This window comes from Kitasatospora atroaurantiaca, assembly GCF_007828955.1.
Taxonomy (GTDB): domain Bacteria; phylum Actinomycetota; class Actinomycetes; order Streptomycetales; family Streptomycetaceae; genus Kitasatospora; species Kitasatospora atroaurantiaca.
Map to the genome: position 1 here is coordinate 693,415 of NZ_VIVR01000001.1, position 23,710 is coordinate 717,124.

The 23,710-nt window shown below is 70.6% G+C and carries 18 protein-coding genes; 11 read left to right on the forward strand and 7 right to left on the reverse strand.

Translation table 11 applies throughout. The features are described 5' to 3' along the window. Window positions 1–69 precede the first annotated feature (69 nt). The 3 genes from FB465_RS03225 (at window position 70) to FB465_RS03235 (ending at window position 2,561) form a co-directional block, all read left to right on the forward strand. Complete coding sequence (locus FB465_RS03225; protein ID WP_145787423.1) at window positions 70–1,119, forward strand: SDR family oxidoreductase; 1,050 nt, start codon at window positions 70–72, stop codon at window positions 1,117–1,119. 123 nt (window positions 1,120–1,242) lie between these two features. After that, on the forward strand, window positions 1,243–2,235 hold the full coding sequence (gene sph / locus FB465_RS03230; protein WP_145787425.1) for a sphingomyelin phosphodiesterase: 993 nt from the start codon (window positions 1,243–1,245) through the stop codon (window positions 2,233–2,235). Between the two features lie 134 nt (window positions 2,236–2,369). After that, a complete protein-coding gene (locus FB465_RS03235) occupies window positions 2,370–2,561 on the forward strand; it encodes a YegP family protein (protein ID WP_145787427.1) in 192 nt (63 codons plus the stop codon). Between the two features lie 131 nt (window positions 2,562–2,692). Here the strand turns inward: FB465_RS03235 and FB465_RS03240 are convergent, their stop codons facing one another. Together FB465_RS03240 and FB465_RS03245 are read right to left on the reverse strand one after the other, a co-directional pair. Next, entirely contained in the window at window positions 2,693–3,685 is a 993-nt protein-coding gene (locus tag FB465_RS03240) for an alpha/beta hydrolase family protein (RefSeq protein ID WP_145787429.1), read from the reverse strand. After that, window positions 3,682–4,602, reverse strand: coding sequence for a zinc-binding dehydrogenase (locus FB465_RS03245; protein WP_145787430.1), 921 nt, complete (start codon window positions 4,600–4,602; stop codon window positions 3,682–3,684). The genes FB465_RS03240 and FB465_RS03245 overlap by 4 nt, the downstream gene beginning before the upstream one ends. Before the next feature lie 89 nt (window positions 4,603–4,691). On the opposite strand from FB465_RS03245, the gene FB465_RS03250 reads away from it, so the two are divergent. Then, entirely contained in the window at window positions 4,692–5,618 is a 927-nt protein-coding gene (locus FB465_RS03250) for a LysR family transcriptional regulator (RefSeq protein ID WP_145787432.1), read from the forward strand. 237 nt (window positions 5,619–5,855) lie between these two features. On the opposite strand, the gene FB465_RS03255 is transcribed toward FB465_RS03250, so the two are convergent. After that, window positions 5,856–6,917, reverse strand: a complete 1,062-nt coding sequence (locus FB465_RS03255) for a S1 family peptidase (RefSeq protein WP_145787434.1) — start codon at window positions 6,915–6,917, stop codon at window positions 5,856–5,858. A gap of 268 nt (window positions 6,918–7,185) precedes the next feature. On the opposite strand from FB465_RS03255, the gene FB465_RS03260 reads away from it, so the two are divergent. The 4 genes from FB465_RS03260 to FB465_RS03275 all read left to right on the forward strand — a co-directional run bounded on the left by FB465_RS03260 (window position 7,186) and on the right by FB465_RS03275 (window position 10,777). Then, window positions 7,186–7,716 (forward strand): hypothetical protein, encoded by a 531-nt coding sequence (locus FB465_RS03260; RefSeq protein ID WP_145787436.1) that lies wholly within the window; start codon window positions 7,186–7,188, stop codon window positions 7,714–7,716. Window positions 7,717–7,938: 222 nt separating this feature from the next. After that, window positions 7,939–9,006, forward strand: coding sequence for an NUDIX hydrolase (locus FB465_RS03265; protein ID WP_145787438.1), 1,068 nt, complete (start codon window positions 7,939–7,941; stop codon window positions 9,004–9,006). Between the two features lie 116 nt (window positions 9,007–9,122). Then, the gene (locus FB465_RS03270) at window positions 9,123–9,503 is read left to right on the forward strand and encodes a DUF6188 family protein (protein ID WP_145787440.1); all 381 of its coding nucleotides are present in this window, start codon (window positions 9,123–9,125) and stop codon (window positions 9,501–9,503) included. 56 nt (window positions 9,504–9,559) lie between these two features. Next, window positions 9,560–10,777, forward strand: coding sequence for a DUF5685 family protein (locus FB465_RS03275; RefSeq protein WP_145787442.1), 1,218 nt, complete (start codon window positions 9,560–9,562; stop codon window positions 10,775–10,777). Between the two features lie 36 nt (window positions 10,778–10,813). On the opposite strand, the gene FB465_RS03280 is transcribed toward FB465_RS03275, so the two are convergent. Beyond that, window positions 10,814–11,419: a flavin reductase family protein gene (locus tag FB465_RS03280; RefSeq protein ID WP_145787443.1), complete on the reverse strand. Its 606-nt coding sequence runs from the start codon at window positions 11,417–11,419 to the stop codon at window positions 10,814–10,816. A gap of 117 nt (window positions 11,420–11,536) precedes the next feature. Between FB465_RS03280 and FB465_RS36230 the strand changes: the two genes are divergently transcribed. The 3 genes from FB465_RS36230 to FB465_RS03315 all read left to right on the forward strand — a co-directional run bounded on the left by FB465_RS36230 (window position 11,537) and on the right by FB465_RS03315 (window position 19,734). Beyond that, a complete protein-coding gene (locus tag FB465_RS36230) occupies window positions 11,537–12,325 on the forward strand; it encodes a recombinase family protein (RefSeq protein WP_211785711.1) in 789 nt (262 codons plus the stop codon). An 866-nt stretch (window positions 12,326–13,191) separates the two neighbouring features. Further along, entirely contained in the window at window positions 13,192–19,341 is a 6,150-nt protein-coding gene (locus FB465_RS35590; protein ID WP_170290485.1) for a DNRLRE domain-containing protein, read from the forward strand. Between the two features lie 108 nt (window positions 19,342–19,449). Further along, the gene (locus FB465_RS03315; protein ID WP_145787445.1) at window positions 19,450–19,734 is read left to right on the forward strand and encodes a hypothetical protein; all 285 of its coding nucleotides are present in this window, start codon (window positions 19,450–19,452) and stop codon (window positions 19,732–19,734) included. Between the two features lie 227 nt (window positions 19,735–19,961). Here FB465_RS03315 and FB465_RS03320 read toward each other — a convergent pair whose 3' ends face one another. From FB465_RS03320 to FB465_RS03330, 3 genes are all read right to left on the reverse strand, one after another. Then, window positions 19,962–20,888 carry an alcohol dehydrogenase catalytic domain-containing protein gene (locus FB465_RS03320; RefSeq protein ID WP_170290486.1) on the reverse strand — a complete coding sequence of 309 codons (927 nt, stop codon included), beginning with the start codon at window positions 20,886–20,888 and terminating at the stop codon, window positions 19,962–19,964. A gap of 71 nt (window positions 20,889–20,959) precedes the next feature. Next, window positions 20,960–22,237 (reverse strand): aspartate aminotransferase family protein, encoded by a 1,278-nt coding sequence (locus tag FB465_RS03325; protein ID WP_145787448.1) that lies wholly within the window; start codon window positions 22,235–22,237, stop codon window positions 20,960–20,962. Further along, a complete protein-coding gene (locus FB465_RS03330; protein WP_145787450.1) occupies window positions 22,230–23,675 on the reverse strand; it encodes a trehalose-6-phosphate synthase in 1,446 nt (481 codons plus the stop codon). The genes FB465_RS03325 and FB465_RS03330 overlap by 8 nt, the downstream gene beginning before the upstream one ends. Window positions 23,676–23,710: the final 35 nt, after the last annotated feature.

A 23,710-nucleotide genomic window follows, 5' to 3' on the forward strand; every position in this document is an offset into this window, starting at 1 on the left:
GAGCCTTCAGGCGACATCGTTTCAGGTGTCAAAAATATGTAGACCGATCCAGTTACAAAGGAGCTCATCATGCCCAAGCCGACCAGCCTCGTCCTCGGCGCCACCGGCTTCATCGGCCGCTGGCTCGTGCTCGAACTCCTCACCCAGGGCCACCCGGTGGCGGCAGGCGTACGCGGCGGCGCCGAGCGCGACGGCGAACTGCGCGGCTGGCTGCGCGACCACGGCGCCGAGGACGGCGCCCTGACCACGGTCGCCGTCGACATCGCCCGCCCGGGGCTCGGGCTGGCACCGGAGGACGAGGAACGCCTGGGCGCGGTCCGCGACGTCTTCAACCTCGCCGCGCTGTACCGCTTCGGACTGAGCCGCGAGGAGGCCCGGGCGGCCAACGTGGACGGCGCCGCGAACGCCGTCCGCTGGGCCGCCACCCGGCCGGGGCTGCGCAGGCTGGTCCACCTCTCGGGCTACCGCGTCGGAGGACACGAGGCTCCCCTGCCGCCCGAGCGGGCCGACCGGCTCTACCGCACGCTCGGCGCCTACGAGGCCTCGAAGGTCGAGGGCGACACGGTCGTCCGAGTGCTCGCACCCGAGCTCGGCGTCCCACTGACGGTGGTCAGCCCGAGCACGGTCATCGGACACTCCGTCACCGGCGAGGCCGGGCAGTACATCGGCCTGGCGCCCATGGTCGAGCAGCTGTGGAGCGGCCGGCTCCCCGCGCTGGCGGGCAGCCGCCGCACCTTCGTCCCGGTGGTGGCGATCGACCACCTCGCCCGGCTGCTCGCCGCCGCGCCCGTCCACGACGAGGGCGCCGTCCGGCACCACGTGGTGCTCGACCCGGCCACGCCGGAGCTGCCCATGCTGATCGCCCTCCTCGCGCAACACCTCAAGGTGCGGGCGCCCCGGCTGATCCTGCCCGTGGGCCTGGTCCGGCGGCTGCCACGTGCGCTGACCGGCGTCGAACCGGAGACGCTCTCCTTCCTCTCCGAGGACCGGTACGACACCTCTTCCGCGGACCGGTTGGCCGCGGCCGCCGGACTGAGGCATCCGCCCGTGGACGAACTGCTGCGCCGATGGGCCGACCGGCTCGTCGTCGAGGGCTTCGGCTCCGCTACTGGACGGTAGGTCTAGTTTCGGACGAGTTCATCTGATGATCGCCCAACGTCTTGAAAGGCGTGAAGAAGCCCGAGTTGACTACACAACAGCTCGTCGCTTGACGAGTCCTCGACACCCTCTCGCGGAGCCTCGATGCCCAAGACCGTCCTCCGTCGCACCCCGCGCCTGGCCGCCGTCGCCTGTACGGCCGCGGCCCTCCTCGGCCCGCTGGCCACCGCGCCGGCCGCCCACGCCGAGAGCGCCCCCGTCACGGTCCAGCCGCTGAACGTGCTCACCTACAACACGTTCCTGATGAGCACCAACCTGTACCCCAACTGGGGCCAGGCCTACCGGGCCAAGGCGATCGCCGCCGCGGACGTCTTCCAGGGCCACGACGTGGTGGTGCTCCAGGAGGCCTTCGACAACGCGGCCTCGGACAGCCTGATCTCCCAGGCCTCGGCCGCGTACCCGTACCACACCCCCGTGGTCGGCCGGTCGACCAGCGGGTGGGACGCCACCAGCGGCAGCTACAGCTCCACCACGCCCGAGGACGGCGGGGTGACGCTGCTCAGCAAGTGGCCGATCCTCCGGAAGGAGCAGTACATCTTCAAGGACGCCTGCGGCGCGGACTGGTGGTCCAACAAGGGCTTCGTCTACGCGGTGCTGAACGTGAACGGCGTGCGCACCCACGTGGTCGGCACCCACCTGCAGTCCACCGACAGCGGCTGCAGCAGCGGCCAGCCGGCCACGGTACGGGCGGCGCAGCTCGCCGCGATGCGCTCGTTCATCGACGCCAAGCAGATCCCGGCGAGCGAGCCGGTGCTGCTCGCGGGCGACCTCAACATCAACTCGCACGACTCCGAGTACCCGTCCCTGCTGTCCAACGCGAACGTGGTCCCGGCCACCGCGCGCACCGGCTGGGCGAACTCCTTCGACACCGTCGACAACTCGATCGCCGCGTACCGCTACCCCGGCGAGCCGAAGGAGGACCTCGACTACGTCCTCTACCGCGCCGACCACGCCCGGCCCGCCACGTACACCAACCAGGTCGTGCGCTTCCACAGCGCCCCGTGGACGGTCAGCAGCTGGGGCACCAGCTACACCTACAACGACCTGTCGGACCACTACCCCGTGGTCGGCGGCTGACCGGACGTCAGTCACCTGCCGGCGCCACTCGCTGCATCCGCTACACCCGGTCGGAACGCCCCGGGATGCGCGCGAGCAGCGCTCGGCCTAGGTTGCGCCTGGGGGGAGCCGACCTACGAGAGGTGAACACTCCCATGCCAGGAAAATTCGAGCTCTACACCGACGAATCGGGCATGCACCGGTTCCGGCTCAAGGCGAGCAACGGCTCGGTCGTCGTCACCGGCGACGCCCATGAGTCGAAGGAACAGTGCCTGAAGAGCATCGAGTCGATCAGGAAGCTCGCGCCGTACGCACAGCTCCATGAGGACGCAAGCGCCCCGGCGTAGCCCTGATGCGCGCGGCCGGCTCCCCTTCGCGGGGGCCGGCCCGCGCGCATGCCCGACGCCGGCGGTCACTTCGGAGCGGCTTGTGCCACTCAGCCTGTGCCACTGAGCCTGTGTCACTCAGCCGAAGCGGTTCATGCCTGTGCTCCCGTCAAGGCGTTCCTGATGTGGTCGCTGAGGTGGGGCAGCCAGTCGGACCGCGCGTTGCCGAGGAGGTGGTCGCCGTGCGGGACGGACAGGTGAGTGCCGTGCGGTGCCAGACGGGCCAGGGGCTTGCCGTTCGTCACTCCGGCGATGACGTCCCGGCCTCCGTCCACGACCAGCAGCGGGGCCGCGATGCGGGGTGCCAGGGAGGCAAGGTCCACCTGGCGGGCGAACGCGCGGGCCGCGTCGGGTCCGCCGGTGCGTCGGGCCATGATGTCCCTCACCGGTGGGGGCAGGTCCTCCCAGTCGAGGCGGAAGGGGCCGCTGACGGTCCCGACCGCCGCCACGCGCGGCTCCAGCGCCGCGGTCCGGGCCGCGAAGTAGCCGCCCGGACTCAGGCCGACGAGTCCGATGCGTGCGACGCCGAGGGCGTCGATGACCCGGCCCACGACCTGCTCGTAGTCCGGCCTGAGGGTCGTCGTGGCCGCGAGCACGCCCTGCCCCGGGCCGTCCATCGCGAACACGGCCAGCCCTCTGGCCAGCAGCGCGGACACCAGATCGAGAAACTCTTCCTTGGCCGAGTCCAGGCCGGGGAGGACGACCACGGTGCCGGGCGCGTCGGAGGGGCCGCGCAGCCAGCCCGTGAATCCCTCGCCGCTCACGCGCCGGGCGCCGGGCTCCAGCACCATGAGCGCCCTGCTCAAGGCGTGGTCCGCCTCGGCGGCGGCACGACCGGCCTCCGCATACGGCGCCAGCGTGGCCAGGTGAAACCACCGGGCCGCCATCAGCAGCTGTTCACCCGCGGAGACGGACGATCCCGCCTTCTCCGCGCGCTGGAGGTGGGCGAATCCGGTGCGCAGGAAGGACGGTCCCCAGTCGGCGACGGAGGTGAGGCCGTCGGTGACGCGCCGGTACTCGTGGGGGTCGACGCCCGCGCCGGTGGCACGTGTCCACTGGGCGGCGGCGAACTCGGTGGCGCTCATCGTGCTCCTCCCGTCAGCAGGACGGCCTTGCCGCGTATCCGGCGCTCGCGCAGGTCGACCAGGGTGTCGGCGGTCTCCGTCCAGTCGGCGATCCGGCCGATCTCCGGGTGCAGCCGGCCCCGTTCGACCAGGTGCACCAAGGCCGCGAGATCGGAGCCGTAGGGGCCGCCGGCGTAGTGGAAGTGCTGGATCGTGACACGCTCGGGCCCGTTGAGGAGCTCGAAGAAGTCGAGGGTCACCGGCCTGCGGCTCGCCTGCCCGAACCAGACGAGCAGGCCGCCCGGGCGCACCTTGGAGAGGGCGATCGGCAGATCCGGCCCGCCCGTGGACTCCAGCACGATGTCGAACGGTCCCTGAGCCGCCGCCACGTCGTGCACCACCTGCGCGCCCAGCTCTTCGAGGCGCTCGCCACGCAGCGGCGTGGCCGTCACCGCGGTCAGCTCGGCCCCGGCCCCCACGGCCAGCTCGGTGACGAAGTGGCCGACGCCGCCCGAGGCGCCGGTCAGCAGCACCCGTCGGCCGGCCAGGGAACCGGCCGTGCGCAGCAGCCGCAAGGCGGTGATCCCGGCCAGGGGCAGGGCCGCCGCCCGTACGCTGTCGAGGCTGTCCGGGAGCACCGCGAGAGAGTGCGTGGGCACGGCGGCGTACTCGGCCCACCCGCCCTGCGCCGGATGGCCGACCACTCGGGTGCCGATGCCGGGGCCCGAGCCGTCGGCTGCGGCCTGCACGACCAGGCCTGCGATGTCCTTGCCGGGCAGCAGCCCTGGCCGGGGATGGTCGAGGAGGAACGTATCGCCCCGGTTCGGCGCGAACGCCTCGACCTTGATCAAGGCCTCACCGGGCTCCGGCACTGGCTGGGCAACCTCGGCGAACGCGACCGGGCGCGCCGCTTCCCCCGTGGGAATCAGTCTCTGCATGAGCACGATGCAACCCCCGCACCCGCCCCGCGATCCAACAACGAACAAGCACAGCAGACAACTTTCGGTTGTCACCTATGGTGGGAGCCATGGATCTCGACATGGCGCAGGTACGTGCCTTCGTGCGCGCCGCCGAGGAAATGCACTTCGGCCGGGCGGCCGGGACGCTCGGTATCTCCCAGCAGGCGCTGTCCAAGAGGATCGCGCGGCTGGAATCCCTGCTCGGCACCGACCTGTTCCAGCGCGGCGGCAACGGGGTGGGCCTCACCGCGGCCGGACAGCGCTTTCTCCAACCGGCCCGGCAGACCCTGGCCGCCGCCGACGCCGCCGTCGCAGCGGCGGTCGGGAAGGACCGTCCGCTGCGCGTGGACGTCTGGGGGCACCTCTACGCGCCGATGCGGACGCTGGCCCAGGTCGCCGGACGGGCCGGGGAGTTGGTGCTGGGGCACGGGCGCGACCTGCCGTCGGTGGCGGCGGCGCTGCTTCACGGCGACATCGACGCGGCCTTCGGCCGGGTCCACCCTCCGCTGCACGCAGGGCTGGCACACCGGCTCGTCCGCCTCGAACCGGTGGACGCCGTACTGAGCGCGGACCATCCGCTCGCAGCCGAACCGGCGCTGCGACCGGACCAGCTGCGTGGCGGCGTGCTGTGGGCACCAGGTGCGCTGGACCGGCTCGACTTCCTCCACCAGTTCGCCGACCGATTCGACATCCGGAACAGGGCCTCGAGCGTCAACCTGGGGCTCGCCCACTTCCTCGCCGAGGTGGCCGGCGACCCGCAACGCTTCTCGCTACTGCCCGCGGACGTGCCCCGGCCGGAGATCCCCGGGCTGCGCTCCGTCCCGCTGGTCAGTCCCACACCGCTGTACGCCTGGTCGCTGTTGTGGCGCACCGGCAACCGGCACCCGGGACTGACCAGCCTCACCGCCGCCTGCGCCGCGGAAGCAGCGCAGAGCCGATGGCTGGAGTACAACCCGGCCCACGACTGGCTGCCCGAACCGCCTCACACCCGGTGAGGCCCAGGAAGCTCACCGCGTCGAGGAACCCGCTGCCGACGGTGAGCGCCATCAGCACGTACGGCAGTGCGCTCGCCTCGCCGGCTCTCGTCTCGCTCACCCGGGCATGATCCGGCTCGGCCACGGCCGGGAGGCGGTCCGCCGGGCGGCCGCGCGTGTCGGATCACGCGCGGCCGCCCGGCGGGACGTCAGGACAACGGGTCGGACGGGTCGGATCGGTCCGACGGGTCAGACGGGTCAGTACACGCTGACCCCGTACGCGCTGAGCGCCTCGACCACGGGCTGGAAGTACGTGGTTCCTCCGCTGGAGCAGTTGCCGCTTCCGCCCGAGGTGAGGCCGAGCGCGGTGCTGCCGGAGAACAGCGAGCCGCCGCTGTCACCGCCCTCGGCGCAGACGGTGGTCTTGATCAGGCCACGGACGGTGCCCTCGGCGTAGTTGACGGTGGCGTTGAGGGCGGTCACCGTGCCGCTGTGCACGTGGGTGGTGCTGCCGCTGCGGCTGACGCTCTGTCCGACGGAGGGGGTGCCGGCGCTGGTGATCCGGCGGGTGGTGCCGTTGTAGAGGTCGACGGAGGACGGCGGGACGCTGCCGTTGGTGTACTTGACGATGGCGAAGTCGTCGCTCGGGAACCTGGAGTTGGAGGTGGTGCCGAGCTTGGTGCTCTGGCTGCTGTTGGAGTACCAGGTCGAGGCGACGTTGCCGCAGTGGCCGGCCGTCAGGAAGTAGTAGGTGCTGCCGCTGCGCACGTTGAAGCCGAGCGAGCAGCGGTAGCCCCCGCCGTAGATGGCGTCGCCGCCGGCCAGCTTGGTGCTGAAGGTGCCGGCGACCTGCTCCACCCGGACGGCCGCACCGAGCGCCTGGGCGGCGCTGCGCACCTGGTTCAGCCTGGCGCCGTTGACGGTGGAGTCGGCGGAGACCACGACCTGGTTGGTGACCGGGTCGACCGACCAGGCGGTACCGGGCACGGAGGCCGTGCGGTCGAGCTCCGCGGTGGCTGCGGCGAGCTGGGTGCTGCTGCGGGCGACCAGCTGGGCCACCGCGCCGGTGGCTCGTACCTGATCGGCGGCGGCCGAATCGGTGACGGTGACCACCAATCGGCCGGAGCCGTCCAGATAGGAGCCGGCGCTGCGATCGGCGCCAAGCTGCTGCTGAAGGCCGGCCGCGATGGCGGCGGCCTGCTCGCCGGTGGGGGCCGGGCGGGCGGTGGCGGTCTGGGGCAGGGCGAGGGCGGTGCCGGTGAGCAGCGTCGCGGCGGCGGCCAGCAGGGCGGCGCGGCGGCTGGTTCGGCGGTTCCTCATGGGGGTCTCCCTGGGGGGCCTGAGATGCGGTCACGGGCGCGTCCGGTCGGCGCACCCGGTGTCAGCTGGGAGCAAGTGTCAGAGGTGGCACATGAGCACGTCAATAAGGTCGGTCCTGCCAACTCGGCTGCCAGGCAAGGTTGTTGGCAGGACCATGGGATCTCTCCCAAAGCCTCACACTTGACACCTGTCGGTAGTAAGGGTGCCGTGCCTACTGTCGTGTTGCAGGTCGTGCCCTGCGCGCGAGACGGAAGCACGGGAAGATTCCATGGACTACTGCGCACCTTGCCAGCGCCACCTCAACGGTGCGCTGTCATGTCCTGGCTGTGGTGCCCCGGCCTCCGCCGCGGTACGTCTGCCGGACGCCGAACCCCTGCCGCGAGCTGCCCAGACCCGGCGGAGCAGACGCAAGCCCAGGAAGCGGCGGCGCACGCTCGCCCTCACGGCCGCCATGCTGGCCGTGGGCGGAGCCGGCGTGCTGTCGCTGGCCTCACCGCAGTCGGGCGAGGCGCGCACTCCCGTACCCACCCCGACCGAGGACCAGCAGCCCGGGACCGAGCTCGCCACGGCGGTGCCCTCGGCCTCCGCGGCCGGCCGGAGCGCCTCCGGCTCGCCCAAACCGGCCAGATCCAGCGCCGGTGCGCGCCCGAGCGGCAGCCCGTCCTCCGCAGCTCCGACGGCCTCCTCCCAGGCCCCGTCCGCCACACCCAAGCCCCAGCCGTCCACCGCCCACCCGAGCAAGCCCGCGCCGTCGCCCTCGCCGACGTGCACGCGTTTCCTGTTCTGGTGCACCTCCTGACGGTGCCTGTTGCACCCGTGGCTGCCTCTGTGGCCGACGGGCACTCAGGAGCGCCGACCGGGTGAACCTGTAGGTTCCACGCGCCCTTGACCCGTCCGGGCCATAGTCGCCGTCCCGTGGCCGGGAACCGCGCATGCGCCGTGCGGTGTCCTGCATCCTGTCCGGAGGGGGCACGACTCCGAGGACGTACGGCCCCGGAGGGCCGAGGAAGGGGACCAGCGGTTGAGTGACGTCGGTGGCGAGGGGCGGGGCCTGCTGGCGGCGGCCGGTGTGCTGTTCCAGGACGAGCAGGGACGCCTGCTGGTGGTACGGCTGCCGTACGACGCCAAGCACCCGATCGCGATCCCCGGCGGCGGCTGGGAGCCGACGGACGAGACCCTCAGGCAGACCGCCGTCCGTGAGATCACCGAGGAACTCGGCATCACACCGGAACTCGGCCCACTCGCCTGTATCGACTGGTCCGTCGACCACTTCCGCCCGCCGATCGCCGCACACCTGTACTGGGCCGCGCCGCTGCACCCGGAGCAGCTCGCCGCGCTGCGGCCGCAGGCGGACGAGATCGGCGGCTGGGGCTTCCTGACACCGCGCCAGGCTGCCTCCGCCCTACCGCCCAAGCTCTCGCGGCGGGTGACGGCGTGTCTGAAGGCCCCTCGCGCCGCCGCGCCCCTGGAGCTGGAGGACAGCTTCCCCGTCGGCCGGTCCCGGACGTACCTCTCCCCCACTCCCCCGCCGCCGTACACCGGGGCCCAGGGCCTCGAGCTCACCGGCTCCGGCCGACCGGCCCAGCCCCCGCCGCAGGACCGGGCCGCGTACATCGCGGGGCGTCCGCGCATCCGGGCCAAGGCCCGGATGGTGTTCACGGACGCGGCCGGGCGGGTCCTGCTCGTACGGCCACGACCCGGAGGGAAGGACGCGCACTGGATACTGCCCGGCGGCAGTGTGGAGGCCGACCGGGAGCTTCCCCGACAGGCGGCGCGGCGGGAGGTCCGCGAGGAGCTCGGCTGGGAGCGCGAGCCGGGACGGCTGCTGGCGCTGGACTGGCTGCCCGCTGCCGAGGGGCCGGCCCTGCTCGTCTACGTCTTCGACGGCGGCGAGGTGACGCCCGCTCAGCTGGACGGGATCCGGCTGCCGCCGGCCGAGCTGGTGGAGTGGCGGATGTGCGCGCCCGAGGAGGCGCGCTCGCTGCTCTCCGGCCTCTCCTGGGCCCGGCTGAGCTCCTGCCTGGCGGCCCGTACCACGAGGTCGGCCGGCGGTGGACCGGCGGAGCTGGTGCGCGGTGTGCCGGTCTGACTGCGGTGGGTGCGCGCGGGCACCGGCGGGCGCGCCGATGGACCGTTCTGACTGACACGGGCAGGTCAGCGAGCGACAATGGACCAGCTCGGCCCGCGAAGAACCCGGGAGGAACCATGGCCCGCTCGATCGCCTCCGTGCTCGGTGGCCGCCGTGTCGAGGCCCTCAAGGGCGGGCTCCAGCTCGCGCTCGAACTCTCCGAGGGGCTCGTGGTGACGGTCGAGAGCGACTTCCGCCTGACCGCCGCCTCCGGGGTCGAGCACTTCTACCCGGGGCTGACCATGGAGCCCTCCGGCGGCCTGCTGGAGCTGATCGGCGCCCGCGTGACCGAGGCCGGGACGACCCTGGCCGGCGGGCTGGAGCTCGCCTTCGACTGCGGCCGCACCCTCTCCGTGCCGCCGGACAGCACCTACCAGCCGTGGACGGTGGCCGGGCCGGACGGTCCGCTCTTCACCGCCCTCCCCGGGGGATACCTGACGGGGCGGCCACAGCCGTAGGATGACGCGTGATCATCCCGGGCCGACGGCACCGGCCCGGGGCGCGAGGGGGGATCGTGTTCGGCATCATCAGGCCCTGTGGGCACCGCATGTCCGAGCGGCTCAAGGCCGCGTGGATGGCTCACCTGTGCGGGCTCTGCCTCGCGCTGCGCGACGACCATGGCCAGCTGGCCCGGACGGCCACCAACTACGACGGCCTGATCATCTCGGTGCTGGTCGAGGCCCAGAGCGCGGACCAGCGCGGGTCTGGCGGATCAGGTCGGCGCAAGGCCGGACCGTGCCCGCTGCGCGGCATGCGCAGCGCGGAGGTGGCTCGCGGCGAGGGGGCCCGGCTGGCGGCGGCCGTGTCGCTGGCCCTCGCCTCGGTGAAGGTACGGGACCACGTCCTGGACGGGGACGGCGTGTTCGCGCGCCGCCCGGTCGCGGCGAGCGCCCGGGCGGTGGCCCGGCGGTGGGACCGGCAGAGCGCGGGCGGCGGCTCGGTCGTGGGCTTCGACACCGGTGTCCTGCTCAGCGCTGCCGCCCGGCAGGGCGAGCTCGAGCGCAGCGCGATACCGGGCAGCTCGGTGCTGCTGGTGACCGAGCCCACCGAGAGCGCCACGGCGGCCGCCTTCGCGCACACGGCCGTCCTGGCCGGGCGCCCCGGCAACGCCGACGCGCTGAGCGAGGCCGGCCGGCTGTTCGGACGGCTCGCCCACCTGCTGGACGCCGCCGAGGACCAGGCCGAGGATGCGGCCGCCGGCGCGTGGAACCCGCTCACCGCCACCGGTACGGACCGCGCGGAGGCCGAACGCCTCTGCCGCGACGCCGTCCACGGCATCCGGCTCGCACTCCGCGAGGTCGAGCTCACCGACCGCGCGCTCGTCCATCTGCTCCTCGCCCACGAGACCGAGCAGGCCGTGGACCGCGTCTTCGGCCGCGCGGGCCGCCACGCTCCGAGCTGCGGCACCTCGGCCTCCGGAACGCACGCCGACGAGCAGGCTCCGACGGCAGCATGGGTGCCGCAGGGCGGGGCGTTCAGCGCGCCGCCCGGCGAGGCACCGCCCCGGCGCCGCAACCTGCTGGCGGGCTGCGCCGTCTGGTCGCTGATGGCCTGCACGTGCCAACTGCTCTGCTGCGACCACGACGACCCGTGGAACAGGCAGCGGCGCGAGGGCTGGTGCAAGCGCAACTGCGAGAGCTGCGGCGACTGTTGTGACGGCTGCGACTGCTGCTGCGACGGTTGTGACTGCTGCGGTGACGGGTGCGAATGCTGCGGCTGCGACTGCGGCTAGTCCGTCAGACGCCCTTCCCCCAGAGGCCCTTCCTCGTCAGCGCTCGCGCCAGTTCGCGTACGGCACCCGGGCGATCTCCCTGAGCTCGCCCGTGGTGCCCCACTCGTTCTTGCCGAGCCGGGACAGCGGCCGCAGCCTGGTGATCTCCGGGTGCCCGTCGACCAGCGCCTCCTCGTCCACCACCGCGTGCACGACCCGGCCGAGCACGATCGTCGAGTCGCCCAGGCAGACGGTGCTGTGCAGCCGGCACTCCAGCGCGACCGGCGAGGCCGCCACCCGGGGCGGCTTCACGACCAGCGAAGGCTCCGGCTCGATCCCGACCGCCTCGAACTCCCCCTGCTCCGCCGGGAAGTCCGTCGCCGTGGCGTTGATCTGCTCGAACAACGCCTCCGGCGCCAGGTTCACCACGAACTCGCCGGTCGCCTCGACATTGCGCAGCGAGTCCTTCCGGCCCACCGAGGTGAACTGCACGATCGGCGGCTCGACGCACGAGATCGTGAAGAAGGAGTGCGGGGCCAGGTTGTCGACGCCGTCCGCCGACACCGTGGACACCCACGCGATCGGCCGGGGCACGACCACAGCGGTCAGCAGCCGGTAGAAGGCATCGCGGCCCATGGTCTGAGGATCGAAGTCGACGCGCATGCAGCAAGTATCCATGCAGGGACGGCGGATCCTAGCCACTCGCGGCAGACCAAACCCCTGGGTTGGACGGAACGTGCCCGGTGTCGGAAGGCACGACGACCGGAGCTGACCCCCGCCATGACCATTTCCATCTGGGACGACTTCGAGGTCCCCGCCCATGCACGCGGGGGCCGAGTCACCCTCAACCTGTACGACGAGCTGTCCGCCTACCGCCCGAAGCGGCCCGGCGCATACCTGCGGACGTCCTCCGACCGGTTCGGACTGGAAGCCGGAGTCGACCGGCAGCAGGAGGACACGGAGGACACCCGACGCCACCTGCGCTGGGGACCGTTCGCCAAGATCTACAAGGAGAACGACACCTCTGCCTTCAAGAAGCGGAAGATCACCCGCGACGACGGCACCATTGACTGGGTCGTGGTCCGCCCCCAGTTCCGCCGCCTCCTCGCCGACCTCGCCGACCTCGTCGGCGGAGTCATCGACGCCGTCATCTTCTACGACCTGGACCGCCTCGTCCGCCGGCCCCGGGACCTCGAAGACCTGATCGACATCGTCGAGCACACCCAGCGACCCGCCGTCGGCGCCACCGGCGGCCGGATGCCGCACGGTGCGCAAGTACGCCCGGGCCCGCACCTGGCACGACGTCATGCGCCGAGCTCCCCGCCGCCCTTCCACCCTGGATACCTACCTCGACTACCTGCAACAACGCTGACCACTGAGGCTTTCTCAACGGTGATCACCCCAGATTCCGTTGAGGACGAGGGCGGCGAGGGCGATGTCGCCGATCCGGTGGGGCTGAGCGTGACGTGCGGCAGGGTGCGCCATCGCTGCTTGAGCTCGGCTGCGGTGCGCTCGCCGAGGGCCTGTACGTGCCGCAGCAGGGTGTTGAACATGCGGCTGTCGACGTGAAGTGTCTGGTCGGACTTGCCCTTTGGGCGTCGGACCGGGCTGCGGATGCACTGCCTGGCCCGCGACGCCGGCGTCTCCCCAGGGGCTTCACGTCTGTCCGGCACCAGGGCCACGATGTCCGGTCCACACCGAAGCGAGTGGTTCACCCGGCTTCGCGAAGATCATTTCGCCGAGAAAATCTCACTGACCTGGCAAAACACAGCCCCGACCTGGGCTGGTGCACCGTGCCCCGGCCAGCCGACAAGGGGGACACCCTGCGGAACCGACCGAGCGGGGTTGCGAAATTTGTAAACCCACCGTGTTCGAGCAGTGAATTATTCTCAACCCGAAGCACACGGGAAGAACCCATTCGAGGGTCCGTCGATGGCGCCAGAGCGTTAAATCCGACAAATCACGATGTATCGGTTGAGCACATGACATGGGATCACTCATCCCAGTCCTTTTGCTACTTCGGGAAACCGATCCGATTACGTTCGGATCAAGGTTTCGGCCGACCAACAGAAAAGCTGTTGGATCGTCAGAACTTGGTAAGATCAATAAACAGCCAATACCTGCGCCTTACCCGGAAATTGGCGTTTGTGAGGCGGCCCTGCCATCGCACCGGAAGACCTTTTCGCAGGTCAGCACCCGAAACCGTGTCACGCGGCTCCTGTATAGGCTCCCGACGCCCTCCGAATCACGGACGGGCTGTTCTGGAGGAACCACAGGTGAATCGAAGAATGCCATCACCCTGGCGCACATCACCCAGGGTGTCATCAAGTCCCGAAAGAGGCGGCAAGCGCAGCCTGCTGGTACCGATCGCGGCAACAGTTGCCCTGATCCTGACCGCAGAGGCCGCTGCCACGCTTGCTTCCACAGGGCAGGCCGTGGCGGCCGGCTCGGCCGGCGCCTCGAAGAAGGCCGCCGCCAAGGCGCCCTCGGGGCCGCTCACAGCGCCGGATCTGGCGTCGGCGATCGCGACGGCGCGGCTGCGCAAGGCCAAGGTCGAGGTGCTCGGTGCGGGCACCGAGCAGACCAAGACCTGGGCGAACCCGGACGGCACGCTGACCACTGATTCATACGCGCTCCCGTTCCGGTTCAAGCGGGACGGGCAGTGGGTGGACGTGGACACCACCCTGCAGGCAGCGCCGGACGGTTCGGTGGCTCCGAAGGGGCACACCAAGGGCCTGAAGCTCGCCGGTGGCGGCAAGAACCCGACCCTCGCCGCCGAGGGCGCGGGCGCGCACCAAATCGCCATCGGCTGGCAGGGCAACCTGCCGAAGCCGTCCCTGCACGGCGACCTTGCCACCTACCGGGACGTCACCCCGGGTGCGGATGTCACGGTACAGGCCACCCGGACCGGCTTCGAGGAGAACGTCGTCCTCAAGTCGCGTCCTGTGGCGGGCTACCAGGTGACCATCCCGGTGTCAGCCAAGGGCCTGATGGCCAAGCAGACCAAGGACGGCTCGGTCGAGTTCACCGACGTGAACGGCAAGGCCGCCGGGTTCATCCCCGCGCCGGTGATGTGGGACGCCACCGTCGACGCAAAGTCGCTGGAGCACCCGCACCGCGCCGCCGTGAAGATGGACGTCACCCAGTCCGGCGACACGGTGAACCTCACGCTCACCCCGGACGCGAAGTTCCTCGCCGATGCGAAGACCCAGTACCCGGTCACCGTTGACCCCTCGGTGACGCTGTCCACGGTGCTCGACACCTTCGCGCAGATCAGCTACACCACCCCGCAGTACAGCTCGACCGACCTCAAACTCGGCACCTACAACGCCGGTGGCGACGTCGCGCGCTCGTTCCTTCAGTTCCCGGTGCAGCAGCTGATCAACACCAAGGTCCTCTCCTCCTCGCTCAACCTGTACGAGTACTGGTCCGCCAACTGCGTCCAGAACTCCTGGGAGCTGTGGCAGACCAACGCCGCCACCACCTCCACGGTGTGGACCAACCAGCCCTCCTGGACGACGAAGTACGCGACCACGACGCAGACCAAGGGCTACCCGGCTTCCTGCGGCGGCGCCATCGCCCCCGGCTGGGTCTCCATCGACCCCAGCACCTTCCTCCAGTACGCCGGTGACCACGGCTACAACTACGCCAACATCGGCCTGCGGGCGACCAGCGAGACCGACTCCAACAGCTGGAAGCGCTTCTACTCCGCCAACAACGGCAGCAACGTCCCGTACCTGTCGGTCACGTACAACTCCTACCCGATGTCCAGCGCGCCGACCGTCGCACCGGGCGTCAGCTCGGTCTCGGGCTCGACGACCACGCTGTACAGCAACACCGCCACCCCGCAGCTGCAGGCGACCGTCACCGACGCCGACGGCGGCAATGTGATGGCCCAGTGGAACGTCTACGACACCACCGGCGGCGGCAACACCCAGGTCATCGCCAACCTCAACGGCTCCTGGACCGCCTCCGGAGGTATCTCCAACGCTCAGATCCCGGCGGGCAAGCTCCTCGACGGGCACACGTACACGGCCTGGCCGTGGGGCTACGACGGCTCGATATGGTCGCGCCAGACCGTTCAGGGTGGGCTTGTCTTCACCGTGAACACCGCCAAGCCCGGCACGCCGTCCGTCACCTCCACCGACTACCCGTCCGGTGGTTGGGCGCTTGGCGCGGGCCAGAGCGGCAATATCACCATCACGCCCCCGTCCGGTGCGACGGACACGGCCGGCGTGGTGTGGCAGCTCGACTCGGGTGTGCAGGCCACGGTCGCCACCACGGGTGCGGCGGTGACGGTACCGGTTGCCCCGGCTACGGACGGCCCGCACGCGCTGACCGTGTTCACGCGGAACGTGGCCGGCAGCCTGTCCGACCCGGTCACCTACTCGTTCAACGCCGGTGGCGGTGCGGTCACCTCGCCCCGACTCGGCGACCGTACGTCGCGCCGCGTCACCCTCGGTGCGGCTGGTCCCTCGACGTCGAGCGCGGTGAAGTTCCAGTACCGCCGCGCCGATTCGGACGCCTGGAGCGACATCCCGGTCGGACACGTGACCAATGGCGGCAGCCCGCTGAGCGCCTGGCCGGTGGCCATGACCAACGGTGCCTCGCCCTCGCTGGTGTGGGACGCAGCCTCGACCCTGACCGATGACGGATCGGTCCAGATCCGTGGCGAGTTCACCACCGCCACCACTCCGTACGACTCCTCGGCGGTCACTGCCACGCTGGACCGCAAGTCCTCCGGCGCGGCCACCGCTCAGGTCGGCCCCGGCACGGTCAACCTGTCCACCGGCGACTACCGGCTGTCGGCCGTCGACGCCTCCGGGTTCGGACTGTCCGTGGAGCGGACCGCTTCCTCGCGGAACCCCTCCGGTGGTGCTGCGGCCGGGGAGATCGCGCCGTTCGGTCCGCAGTGGTCCCTGGGCGGTGTATCCGAGCGTGCCGCTGCGGACTACATCCAGATCCGGCCCGTGACCTCGAGCGCTGTGCAGCTGGTGCTCGCCAGCGGTGCGGAAGCCGCGTTCACCAAGAACGCGAACGGCACGTGGTCGCCGGAGCCGGGGGCGAAGGGGTACACGCTGTCCTACGACGGCACGGCGGACCAGTACACCCTGACCGACACCGACGGCACCGTCACCGTGTTCGCCAAGTCCGCTGCCACTGCGGGCGTGTGGACGGTGGCCTCCACCACCCCTGCTGGTTCCGGGAACACCACCCGCTACCGGTTCGACACCGTGACCGTCGGTGCCACCGCCTCGGTGCGGCTCGTGAGGATGGCTGCGCCGACCTCGGCGATCACCGACCTGACCGCCTCCTGCCTCACCCCGGCCACCCCGGCCGTCGGCTGCCGTGTCCTGGAGCTCGGCTACGCCAACAGCACCACCGCCACCCCGGAGATGTTCGGCGACTACGCAGGCCAGGCCACCAAAGTCACCCTGTGGGCGACCGACCCGGCCACCGGCACGGAAACCGCGACCGTGGTCGAGCAGTACACCTACGACACCACAGGCCGGCTCCGCACGGCCTGGGACCCGCGGATCACCCCGAACGTGGTCACCTCGTACGGCTACGACGCGGCCGGCCGGGTCAGCACCCTCACATCAGCGGGCCAACTGGCGTGGACCTTCGCCTACGGCACCGCGGGTACCGACGGTGACACCAACGCGGGCCGCCTGCTGAACGTCTCCCACCCGACCCTCGCCCCGGGCTCGCCCTCGACCACCAACGGCACCGCCACGACCACCGTGGTCTACGGCGTTCCGCTCACCACGGCGGCCGGTGGCCCCTACGGCATGGGCACCTCGAATGTCGCCGCCTGGGCGCAGACGGATGCTCCCACCGACGCAACCGCCGTCTTCCCGGCCGACCAGGTACCGGGCTCCAACACCGGAGCGGGCAACCTCACCTCGACCTCGTACACCCGCGCCACCGTTTCCTACCTGGACGTGACCGGGCGTCAGGTCAACACCGCCCAACCCGGCGGGCACATCACCACCAGCGAGTACGACTCCTTCGGCAACACCGTCCGGGAGCTGACCGCGGCCAACCGCGAACTCGCCCTGGCAGACGCCACGAACGTCGAACTCAACACGCTCGGCATCGCCTCGATGGGCACCGCACAGCGTGCCACGCTGCTGTCGACCCAGCAGGTGTTCGACCCCGCCGGTCTGCGCAGGACGGACACCTTCGGGCCGCTGCACAGGACCACCCTGGAGCGTGCCCTCGCCGCATCGGGTACTTCCGCGGCACTCAGCGCGGGCGCCGTGGTTTCGGCGCGCACCCACACCCGCAACACCTACGACGAAGGCCGCCCGACCGACGGCTCGGCGAGGGCCTCCGACCTGGTGACCACCTCGGTCACCGGAGCAGCCGTCAGCGGCTACTCCTCCGACGCCGACACGCGGACGACCCAGACGTCCTACGACTGGACGCTGGGCAGCCCGGTACGGGCGGTCGTCGACCCCGGCGGCCTGGCGATCACGACCGTGACCGCATACAACGCGGCCGGTCAGGTCGTTTCCACCTCGCAGCCCGCCTCGACCGGTACCGACGCAGGAACGATCACCACTGCGTACTACACCGCCACCGGCACCGGCCCGTGCGGCGGACACCCGGAGTGGGCCGACCTGGTCTGCCAGACCGCCCCGGCCGGGGCGATCACCGGCGGTGGCTCCAACCCGGGCCAACTGGCCACCACCACAACCACCTACAACATCTACGGCGCTCCGGCGACGGCGGCCGAGGCCGCCAACGGGGTCGCCCGTACCACCACCAACAGCTACGACACCGCGGGACGCAAGACCCGGGTGGCGATCTCCGACGGCGTCGGCCAGGCGGTTCAGACGACGACCCTGGCGTTTGACCAGAACACCGGTCAGCTCGCCTCTGCCTCCACCCCGGACGGCAGGACGGTCACCCAGTCCTACGACCAACTCGGCCGTCTGCTGACCTACACCGACGCCGACAGCAACACCGCGAGCGTCCAGTACGACGCCCTCAACCGGCCCACCCGAGTGGCCGACTCGGCGCCGTCCACCACCACCTACACCTACGACACCGCCCAGGACCCTCGCGGCCTGCCCACCTCGAAGACCGACTCCAACGCCGGTACCTTCAGCGCGACGTACGACGGCGACGGGAGCCTGGCCACCGAAAGCCTCCCCGGCTCGGTCACCCTGACCGAGCGCGTGGACGAGACCGGCCGGAGCACTGCACACGTCTACACCGACTCCACCGGCGGTGTCCTGGTCTCCGACCAGGCCGGCTACTCGGCTACCGGACAGAAGGTGTCCCGCGCCCTGTCGACCTCCGGTGGACTGGGAATCAACGACGCCTACGGATACGACGCGCGGGGTCGCCTGACCACGACCAGCGAGACCGTCATTCAGGGCCAGGCCAAGGCCTGCACCGTGCGGACCTACGGGTTCGACCGGAACACCAACCGCACCAGCCAGACCACCGCCACCAGCGCGACCGCGGTCGACGGTTCGACCCCGGCCTGTCCCACGAGCGGTGGCACCACGGTCACCCACACCTACGACACTGCCGACCGGCTGGTTGACACCGGCTACGCCTACGATGCACTCGGCCGCACCACGGCCGAGCCGGGTGGCACCACCACCTCCTACTACACCAACAACCTGGTCTACCAGCAGGTCTCCGGCAACAACCGCACCACCTGGCAGCTCGACCCCATCGGCCGGTTCCGCGCCCACACCACGGAGGCCAACTCCGGGGGCACCTGGGCCCAGACCGCGTCCCGGATCAACCACTACGACGGCTCCGGAGACTCGCCGTCCTGGACCGTGGAGAACACCACCACTGGCGCCTACACCCGCTACGTCGCGGACCTCGGCGGCGGTGTCGGCGCGACCTACACCTCCGCCACCGGTGACATCGCCCTGCAACTCACCAACCTGCACGGTGACGTCACCATGACCCTGCCCACCAACAACCCCAACGCCTCCGTCACCGTGATGGCCGCCGACGAGTTCGGCAACCCGCTGTCCGGCACTGCCACTGCCCGCTACGGCTGGCTCGGCGGTCAGGAACGCTCCAGCGAAACCCCGAGCGGCGACATCCTCATGGGAGTCCGGCTCTACAACCCCGCCGTCGGCCGCTTCCTGTCAGTGGACCCCGTCTACGGCGGCAACGCCAATGCGTACGTGTACCCGGCTGATCCGGTGATGGGCTACGACCTGGACGGCCGCCAGCTCATGTGTGACAACGGCTGGTACGGACGGTATTGCGAGAGGCACGCCAACACCGGGTGGATCTACGTCCAGAGCTACTGGTCGTACGGGAACTGGGTACCGTCCTTCTACAGTTCGATGCCGAAGGTATTCCGGTCGATCCTCAAGGAATTCACGAGCATGGCCTTCGCCGGTTTCATCACGATCGAAGGCTCCTCGTGGCAGACGCGAAAGAGGTATCGCCAGTACAAGAAGTACTACAACAACAACGTCTACTGGAAGAACGAGTACACCGGGTGGTGGCAGGAGCACGCCAGATTCGAGTACTCGGTTCGCTTCATCGGTGATTACACATTCACCACCAGATGGATCAACGACGACGAGGTGTACTAGCCCACGGCTAGAATCCTCAGGAACCTAGCAGTCGTACGCGACTGACACCGGTGGGGCGAGGAGGGATCGCCACCTCGCCCCACCGGTCACCGACCCATGGAGAGTTGCATGTCCGGCCTTCATATTCTCGATCTCGGAACTCTGTTCATCGGGATCGCCTGCCTGGCCCTCCTGGTCTGCGTATTCCTCCGGACGACAGGATGGAAAAGCCCGCCCCGATGGATTGCGATTGCCATCGCCGTGATCGACAGTTCGATACATGGCTGGATGCGCGACAACTGGGGCGAGGAAGTTCTCCTCGGCTACAGAGCCATCGAGCTCTGCGCCCTCATCTCCGCGCTTCTCCTCGCCCGGCGAAAGCGGGTGACACCGCGGCACGCCGATGACTTCTAACGGTCGGCAGGTCTCCCGCGCGCCCTACGATGCCGAGCCGCCGACCGCTGATCCACCGCAAGGCCTCGCGCCAAGGCTCCCGACTTGACACGCGCCCCACCTCATAGGCGCCGAGCGGGATGCGAAGCTGCAGTTACGCCTGAGCGGGTCCAGGATCCACTGGTCGGTTCACGTCGGCCTTCACGGGCCCGGTGGCGGCCGACTCCGTCAGTAGCGCCCGCATCGCCCTACGGCCGGATCAACGTCTTGCCGAGGGGCCGGCCGGTGATCTGGTCCCGGAGAACCCTCGGGAGGTCGGCGAGCTGGATCTCCTGCGTGATCATCCGCTCCACGGGCAGAGCCGCGGACGCCTGCTCCGTCAGCGCTCCCACCGCCGCACCGAAGTCGGCGGGCACCGTCCCGTAGCTGCCACCCACGCGCACCGCTTTGCCCTGCCATGACGCGGCGACCGCAATCTCGTCGCGGCGTGTCGTGTCCAGGTCGCAGTTCAGCCCCGCCAGCGCGTCACCCGGGGCCGTGCCGCCGTAGAGCATCACCAGGCCGCCCGGAACGATCGCGCGCAGCGCCTGTTCCAGGACCACGGGCCGTACGAGGATGGTCGCCACCACTGCCACGTCCAGGCCGTTGGCGGGCAACGACTCCATCGGCCCGATCGGGACGTCGAGCACGCCGCGTCCACGCAGGAACGACGTGCGGTCCGCGCTGCGGTTGCAGAGGACGACCTCGGCTCCCAGGGCGTCGGCTAGCCCTGCGATGAGGACTCCGGCGGTCCCCGCACCGAGCACGCCGAGGCGCAGGCCCGGCAGGTCCCTGCCCAGGTGGCGGGAGATCGCGGCGAGGCAGTGCTGGGCGCAGGCCAGCGGCTCGGTGAACACCAGCCTGCGCGCGTCGACTCCTTGCGGCACCACCGGCAGCGCCGCCGTGAGGCGGTCGGCCGGGCCGGCCGCCCACATTCGGGTCGCGAAGCCCGTTCCGCGTTCTACGGCCACGTTAGGGTCCAGGCTGACGCGCTGCCCCGGTGGCAGGTCTGGCACCGTGGACTCCTCGACCACACCGACGAGTTCATGGCCGAACTGGCTCACCCCGTGCCGGTCACCGACGATCTCCTTGAGGTCCGAGCGGCACAGCCCGGCCACCTCGATGCGGACGCGCACAGCGTGCTCCCCCGGTGGGCGCACGGACGGTGTGCGGTCCAGAGACGGACCGTCAGCTCCCAGCACCACCCTCACCCGAGAGCCTCCGGGGCCTCCAGGGCCTCGCCGAAGCGGTCGGCGACCAGGTGGGCGTCCTGCGGGGTGAGGATCAGCGGAGGACGCAGCTCGATGACGTTGCCCAGGCCGTGCTCGGACACGCGGGTGAGTACGCCCCGTCGCTGGAGCGCACGCTGGTAGGCCTCGGCCTCCTCGACCGCCTTGCCGCCGTCGGGCCTGACGAGTTCCACGCCCAGCATCAGCCCGAGCCCCCGGACCTCGCCGATGACCGGGTTGTCCTGTTGCAGGGCACGTAGGCGGTCGAGCAGGACGTCTCCAGCGGCCCTGACGTTCTCCAGGAAGCCGGGTCGCTGGACGATCTCCAGGGTCTTCACGGCAGCCGCGGCGGACAGGGTGTGTGCGCCGTAGGTGAAGCCGTGCAGTGAGCGGTCCCACGGTGCCATTCGCTCCTCGGTGAGGATGGCTGCCAACGGCAGACCGCTGCCGGTCAGTCCCTTGGAGACGGTCATCATGTGGGGCTGCACGCCGAAGTGGTCGGCCGCGAACATCCGGCCGGTGCGGCCGAACGCGGTCTGGATCTCGTCGAAGATCAGCACGATGTCGCGGGCGTCGCAGAACGCCTTGAGCTCCTGCAGGTAGCCGGGCGGCGGGACGACGTTGCCGCCCACGCCGCTGATCGGCTCCATGATCACGCAAGCCACGCTGCCTGAGCTCGCGTAGTCGATGAAGTCCTCGATCCGCTCGACGCACAGCATTCCGCAGACGTCCGGCGTCTGCCGGTAGAAGCAGCGGAAGCAGTACGGCCCGGGCACGTGCAGCGCGCCGGGGAACCGGTGCGGGAAGGGTGCGCGCAGCCGGCTGCTGCCGTTGAGGCTCGCGGCGGCCAGGGTCTGCCCGACGTGCCCTCGGAACGGCACGATCACGTCGCGCCGCCCGGTGTGGTGCTGGGCGATCTTGATCGCGCCCTCGTTGGCGGTGGATCCGCCGGAGCTGCGAAGGTTCACCCGGGTCAGGTTGTCCGGGCTGATCCTGACCAGCTCCTGCATCACCCGGTTGGTCGGCTCGGTCTGGAACGAGGAGCTTGCGAACGCCAGCTCCTCGGTCTGTGCCCGTACCGCCGCCATCACCTCGGGATGCTGGTATCCGAGCAGCAGGTTGAAGGTTCCCGAGATGCAGTCCAGGTACTCGCGCCCGCTGCTGTCCCACGCGCGGACGCCCTCGCCCCTGACCAGGACGGCGTCACCGAGCTGATACTGCGCCACCTGCTGCGGGTCGACGGCGAGATCACTCATGGCGGGCCCGGTGGTCGACGGCCAGCCCGTCGAGCTGGGCGCGCACCCAGGCCTCCAGTGTCCACGGCTCGGCTGCCCGGCGGCGGCGCTCGGCCGCTTCGGCGCGCTCGGCCGCCGGCATGGTGAGACCGGCCTCGATCGCCCGGGCCTGCTCGATCAGGTCGAACGGGTTGACGGTCCGGCAGACCGGGCCGAGGACCTCGGCCGCGCCGCACAGCTCGGAGAGGATCACCTCGGCATCGCGCCCGTTGACCAGCGGCGCCTCGAAGGTGCTCAGGTTCTGCCCGTCCACCGTGGAGTTGAACATCAGCAGGTCCGCGCGGCGGAAGCAGCCGAGGGTGTGATCGACCTCGTTGTCGCAGTGCCGGCGCACCGTGTCCGCGCCCAGCTCCGCGTTGGCCTCGGCGATCGCGCCCTGGACCCGGCGCAGGTAATCGGCGTTGGCCTCGACGTAGAGCCGGTTGGGGTTCATCCGCACCAGCATCCTGGCATCGCGCAGGCGCTCGTTGCCGCGCACCGCGAGCACGAAGGCCCGCACCGCGCGTTCGGCGTTCTTCATGGGGTCGGTCCGCCCGCTGTGGACGACCAGCGGGCGATCGCCCGCCCACTCGGCGAAGCCGTCCGGCATCCTGGGCTCGCCGCTGCCGATGGCCAGCGGGCTGTAACCGAGCGGCATGGTGCGTACCCGGGTGCGGTGGCCGCGCCGGTGGATGATGCCGGCGTCGCGGTCGACCTCGGCGTCGGGGATCAGGTCGGCCACGCAGTCGAGGAAGTTCCGCCGCCAGCGGTCGGCGAAGAAGCCGATCGTGGTGGCGGGCAGCATGCCCTCCAGCAGGCCGACGCGGACGGGTTTCGGCAGCACCCGCCAGTAGTCGGGCGACGGCCACGGGATGTGCACGAAGAGCAGGATCGGCGCGTCGGGTCGCTGTTCGCGCAGCTTGGCGGGGACGGCGACGAGCTGGTAGTCGTGCACCAGGTAGACCGGGTCCGCCGCCTCGGCCGAGCTCTTCAGCAGCGCGTCGGCGAAATCGCCGGTGAACTCCGCGAAGTGTTCCATCGCCCCGTAGGTCTCGGCACCGAAGGTGGGCGAGGTCCACGTGTCCCAGCCGTAGTTGTTGGCCGCCCAGAGGAGCTGTGCGGTCAGAAAGTTCTGCACCACCTCGAAGGTGCCGCGGTCGTGGCGCAGCAGCCGGATCCGGATGTTGTGGCCTGACCGCAGGCCGAGGGTGAGACCGTCGGGGTTCTCCCGGGCGGCGCGGTGGTCGTCGTCGGTGTCCGCGCTGGCGATCCAGGTCACGTCCAGCACACCGGCCTGCTCCGCCACCACGTTGCCGGTGCCGCCGGGCGCCAGCCAGGGTCGGAGCTCGCCGGTGTCCGGGTCGGGCGCGAAGCTGACGGCGGCCCGCTTGCTGGCCAGGAACAGCTGGCGATCCGTCACGGCCGGTCCTCTCGTTGGGCGATTCCTCGGGCGAT

What these genes read in the sequence shown, in the direction of transcription:
- sph (WP_145787425.1), top strand. Translation starts at nt 1,243, where the DNA reads ATGCCCAAGACCGTCCTCCGTCGCACCCCGCGCCTGGCCGCCGTCGCC.
- FB465_RS03260 (WP_145787436.1), top strand. Translation starts at nt 7,186, where the DNA reads ATGGACTACTGCGCACCTTGCCAGCGCCACCTCAACGGTGCGCTGTCA.
- FB465_RS03270 (WP_145787440.1), top strand. Translation starts at nt 9,123, where the DNA reads ATGGCCCGCTCGATCGCCTCCGTGCTCGGTGGCCGCCGTGTCGAGGCC.
- FB465_RS03225 (WP_145787423.1), top strand. Translation starts at nt 70, where the DNA reads ATGCCCAAGCCGACCAGCCTCGTCCTCGGCGCCACCGGCTTCATCGGC.
- FB465_RS03245 (WP_145787430.1), bottom strand. Translation starts at nt 4,602, where the DNA reads ATGCAGAGACTGATTCCCACGGGGGAAGCGGCGCGCCCGGTCGCGTTC.
- FB465_RS03250 (WP_145787432.1), top strand. Translation starts at nt 4,692, where the DNA reads ATGGATCTCGACATGGCGCAGGTACGTGCCTTCGTGCGCGCCGCCGAG.
- FB465_RS03280 (WP_145787443.1), bottom strand. Translation starts at nt 11,419, where the DNA reads ATGCGCGTCGACTTCGATCCTCAGACCATGGGCCGCGATGCCTTCTAC.
- FB465_RS03235 (WP_145787427.1), top strand. Translation starts at nt 2,370, where the DNA reads ATGCCAGGAAAATTCGAGCTCTACACCGACGAATCGGGCATGCACCGG.
- FB465_RS36230 (WP_211785711.1), top strand. Translation starts at nt 11,537, where the DNA reads ATGACCATTTCCATCTGGGACGACTTCGAGGTCCCCGCCCATGCACGC.
- FB465_RS03255 (WP_145787434.1), bottom strand. Translation starts at nt 6,917, where the DNA reads ATGAGGAACCGCCGAACCAGCCGCCGCGCCGCCCTGCTGGCCGCCGCC.
- FB465_RS03315 (WP_145787445.1), top strand. Translation starts at nt 19,450, where the DNA reads ATGTCCGGCCTTCATATTCTCGATCTCGGAACTCTGTTCATCGGGATC.
- FB465_RS03240 (WP_145787429.1), bottom strand. Translation starts at nt 3,685, where the DNA reads ATGAGCGCCACCGAGTTCGCCGCCGCCCAGTGGACACGTGCCACCGGC.
- FB465_RS03325 (WP_145787448.1), bottom strand. Translation starts at nt 22,237, where the DNA reads ATGAGTGATCTCGCCGTCGACCCGCAGCAGGTGGCGCAGTATCAGCTC.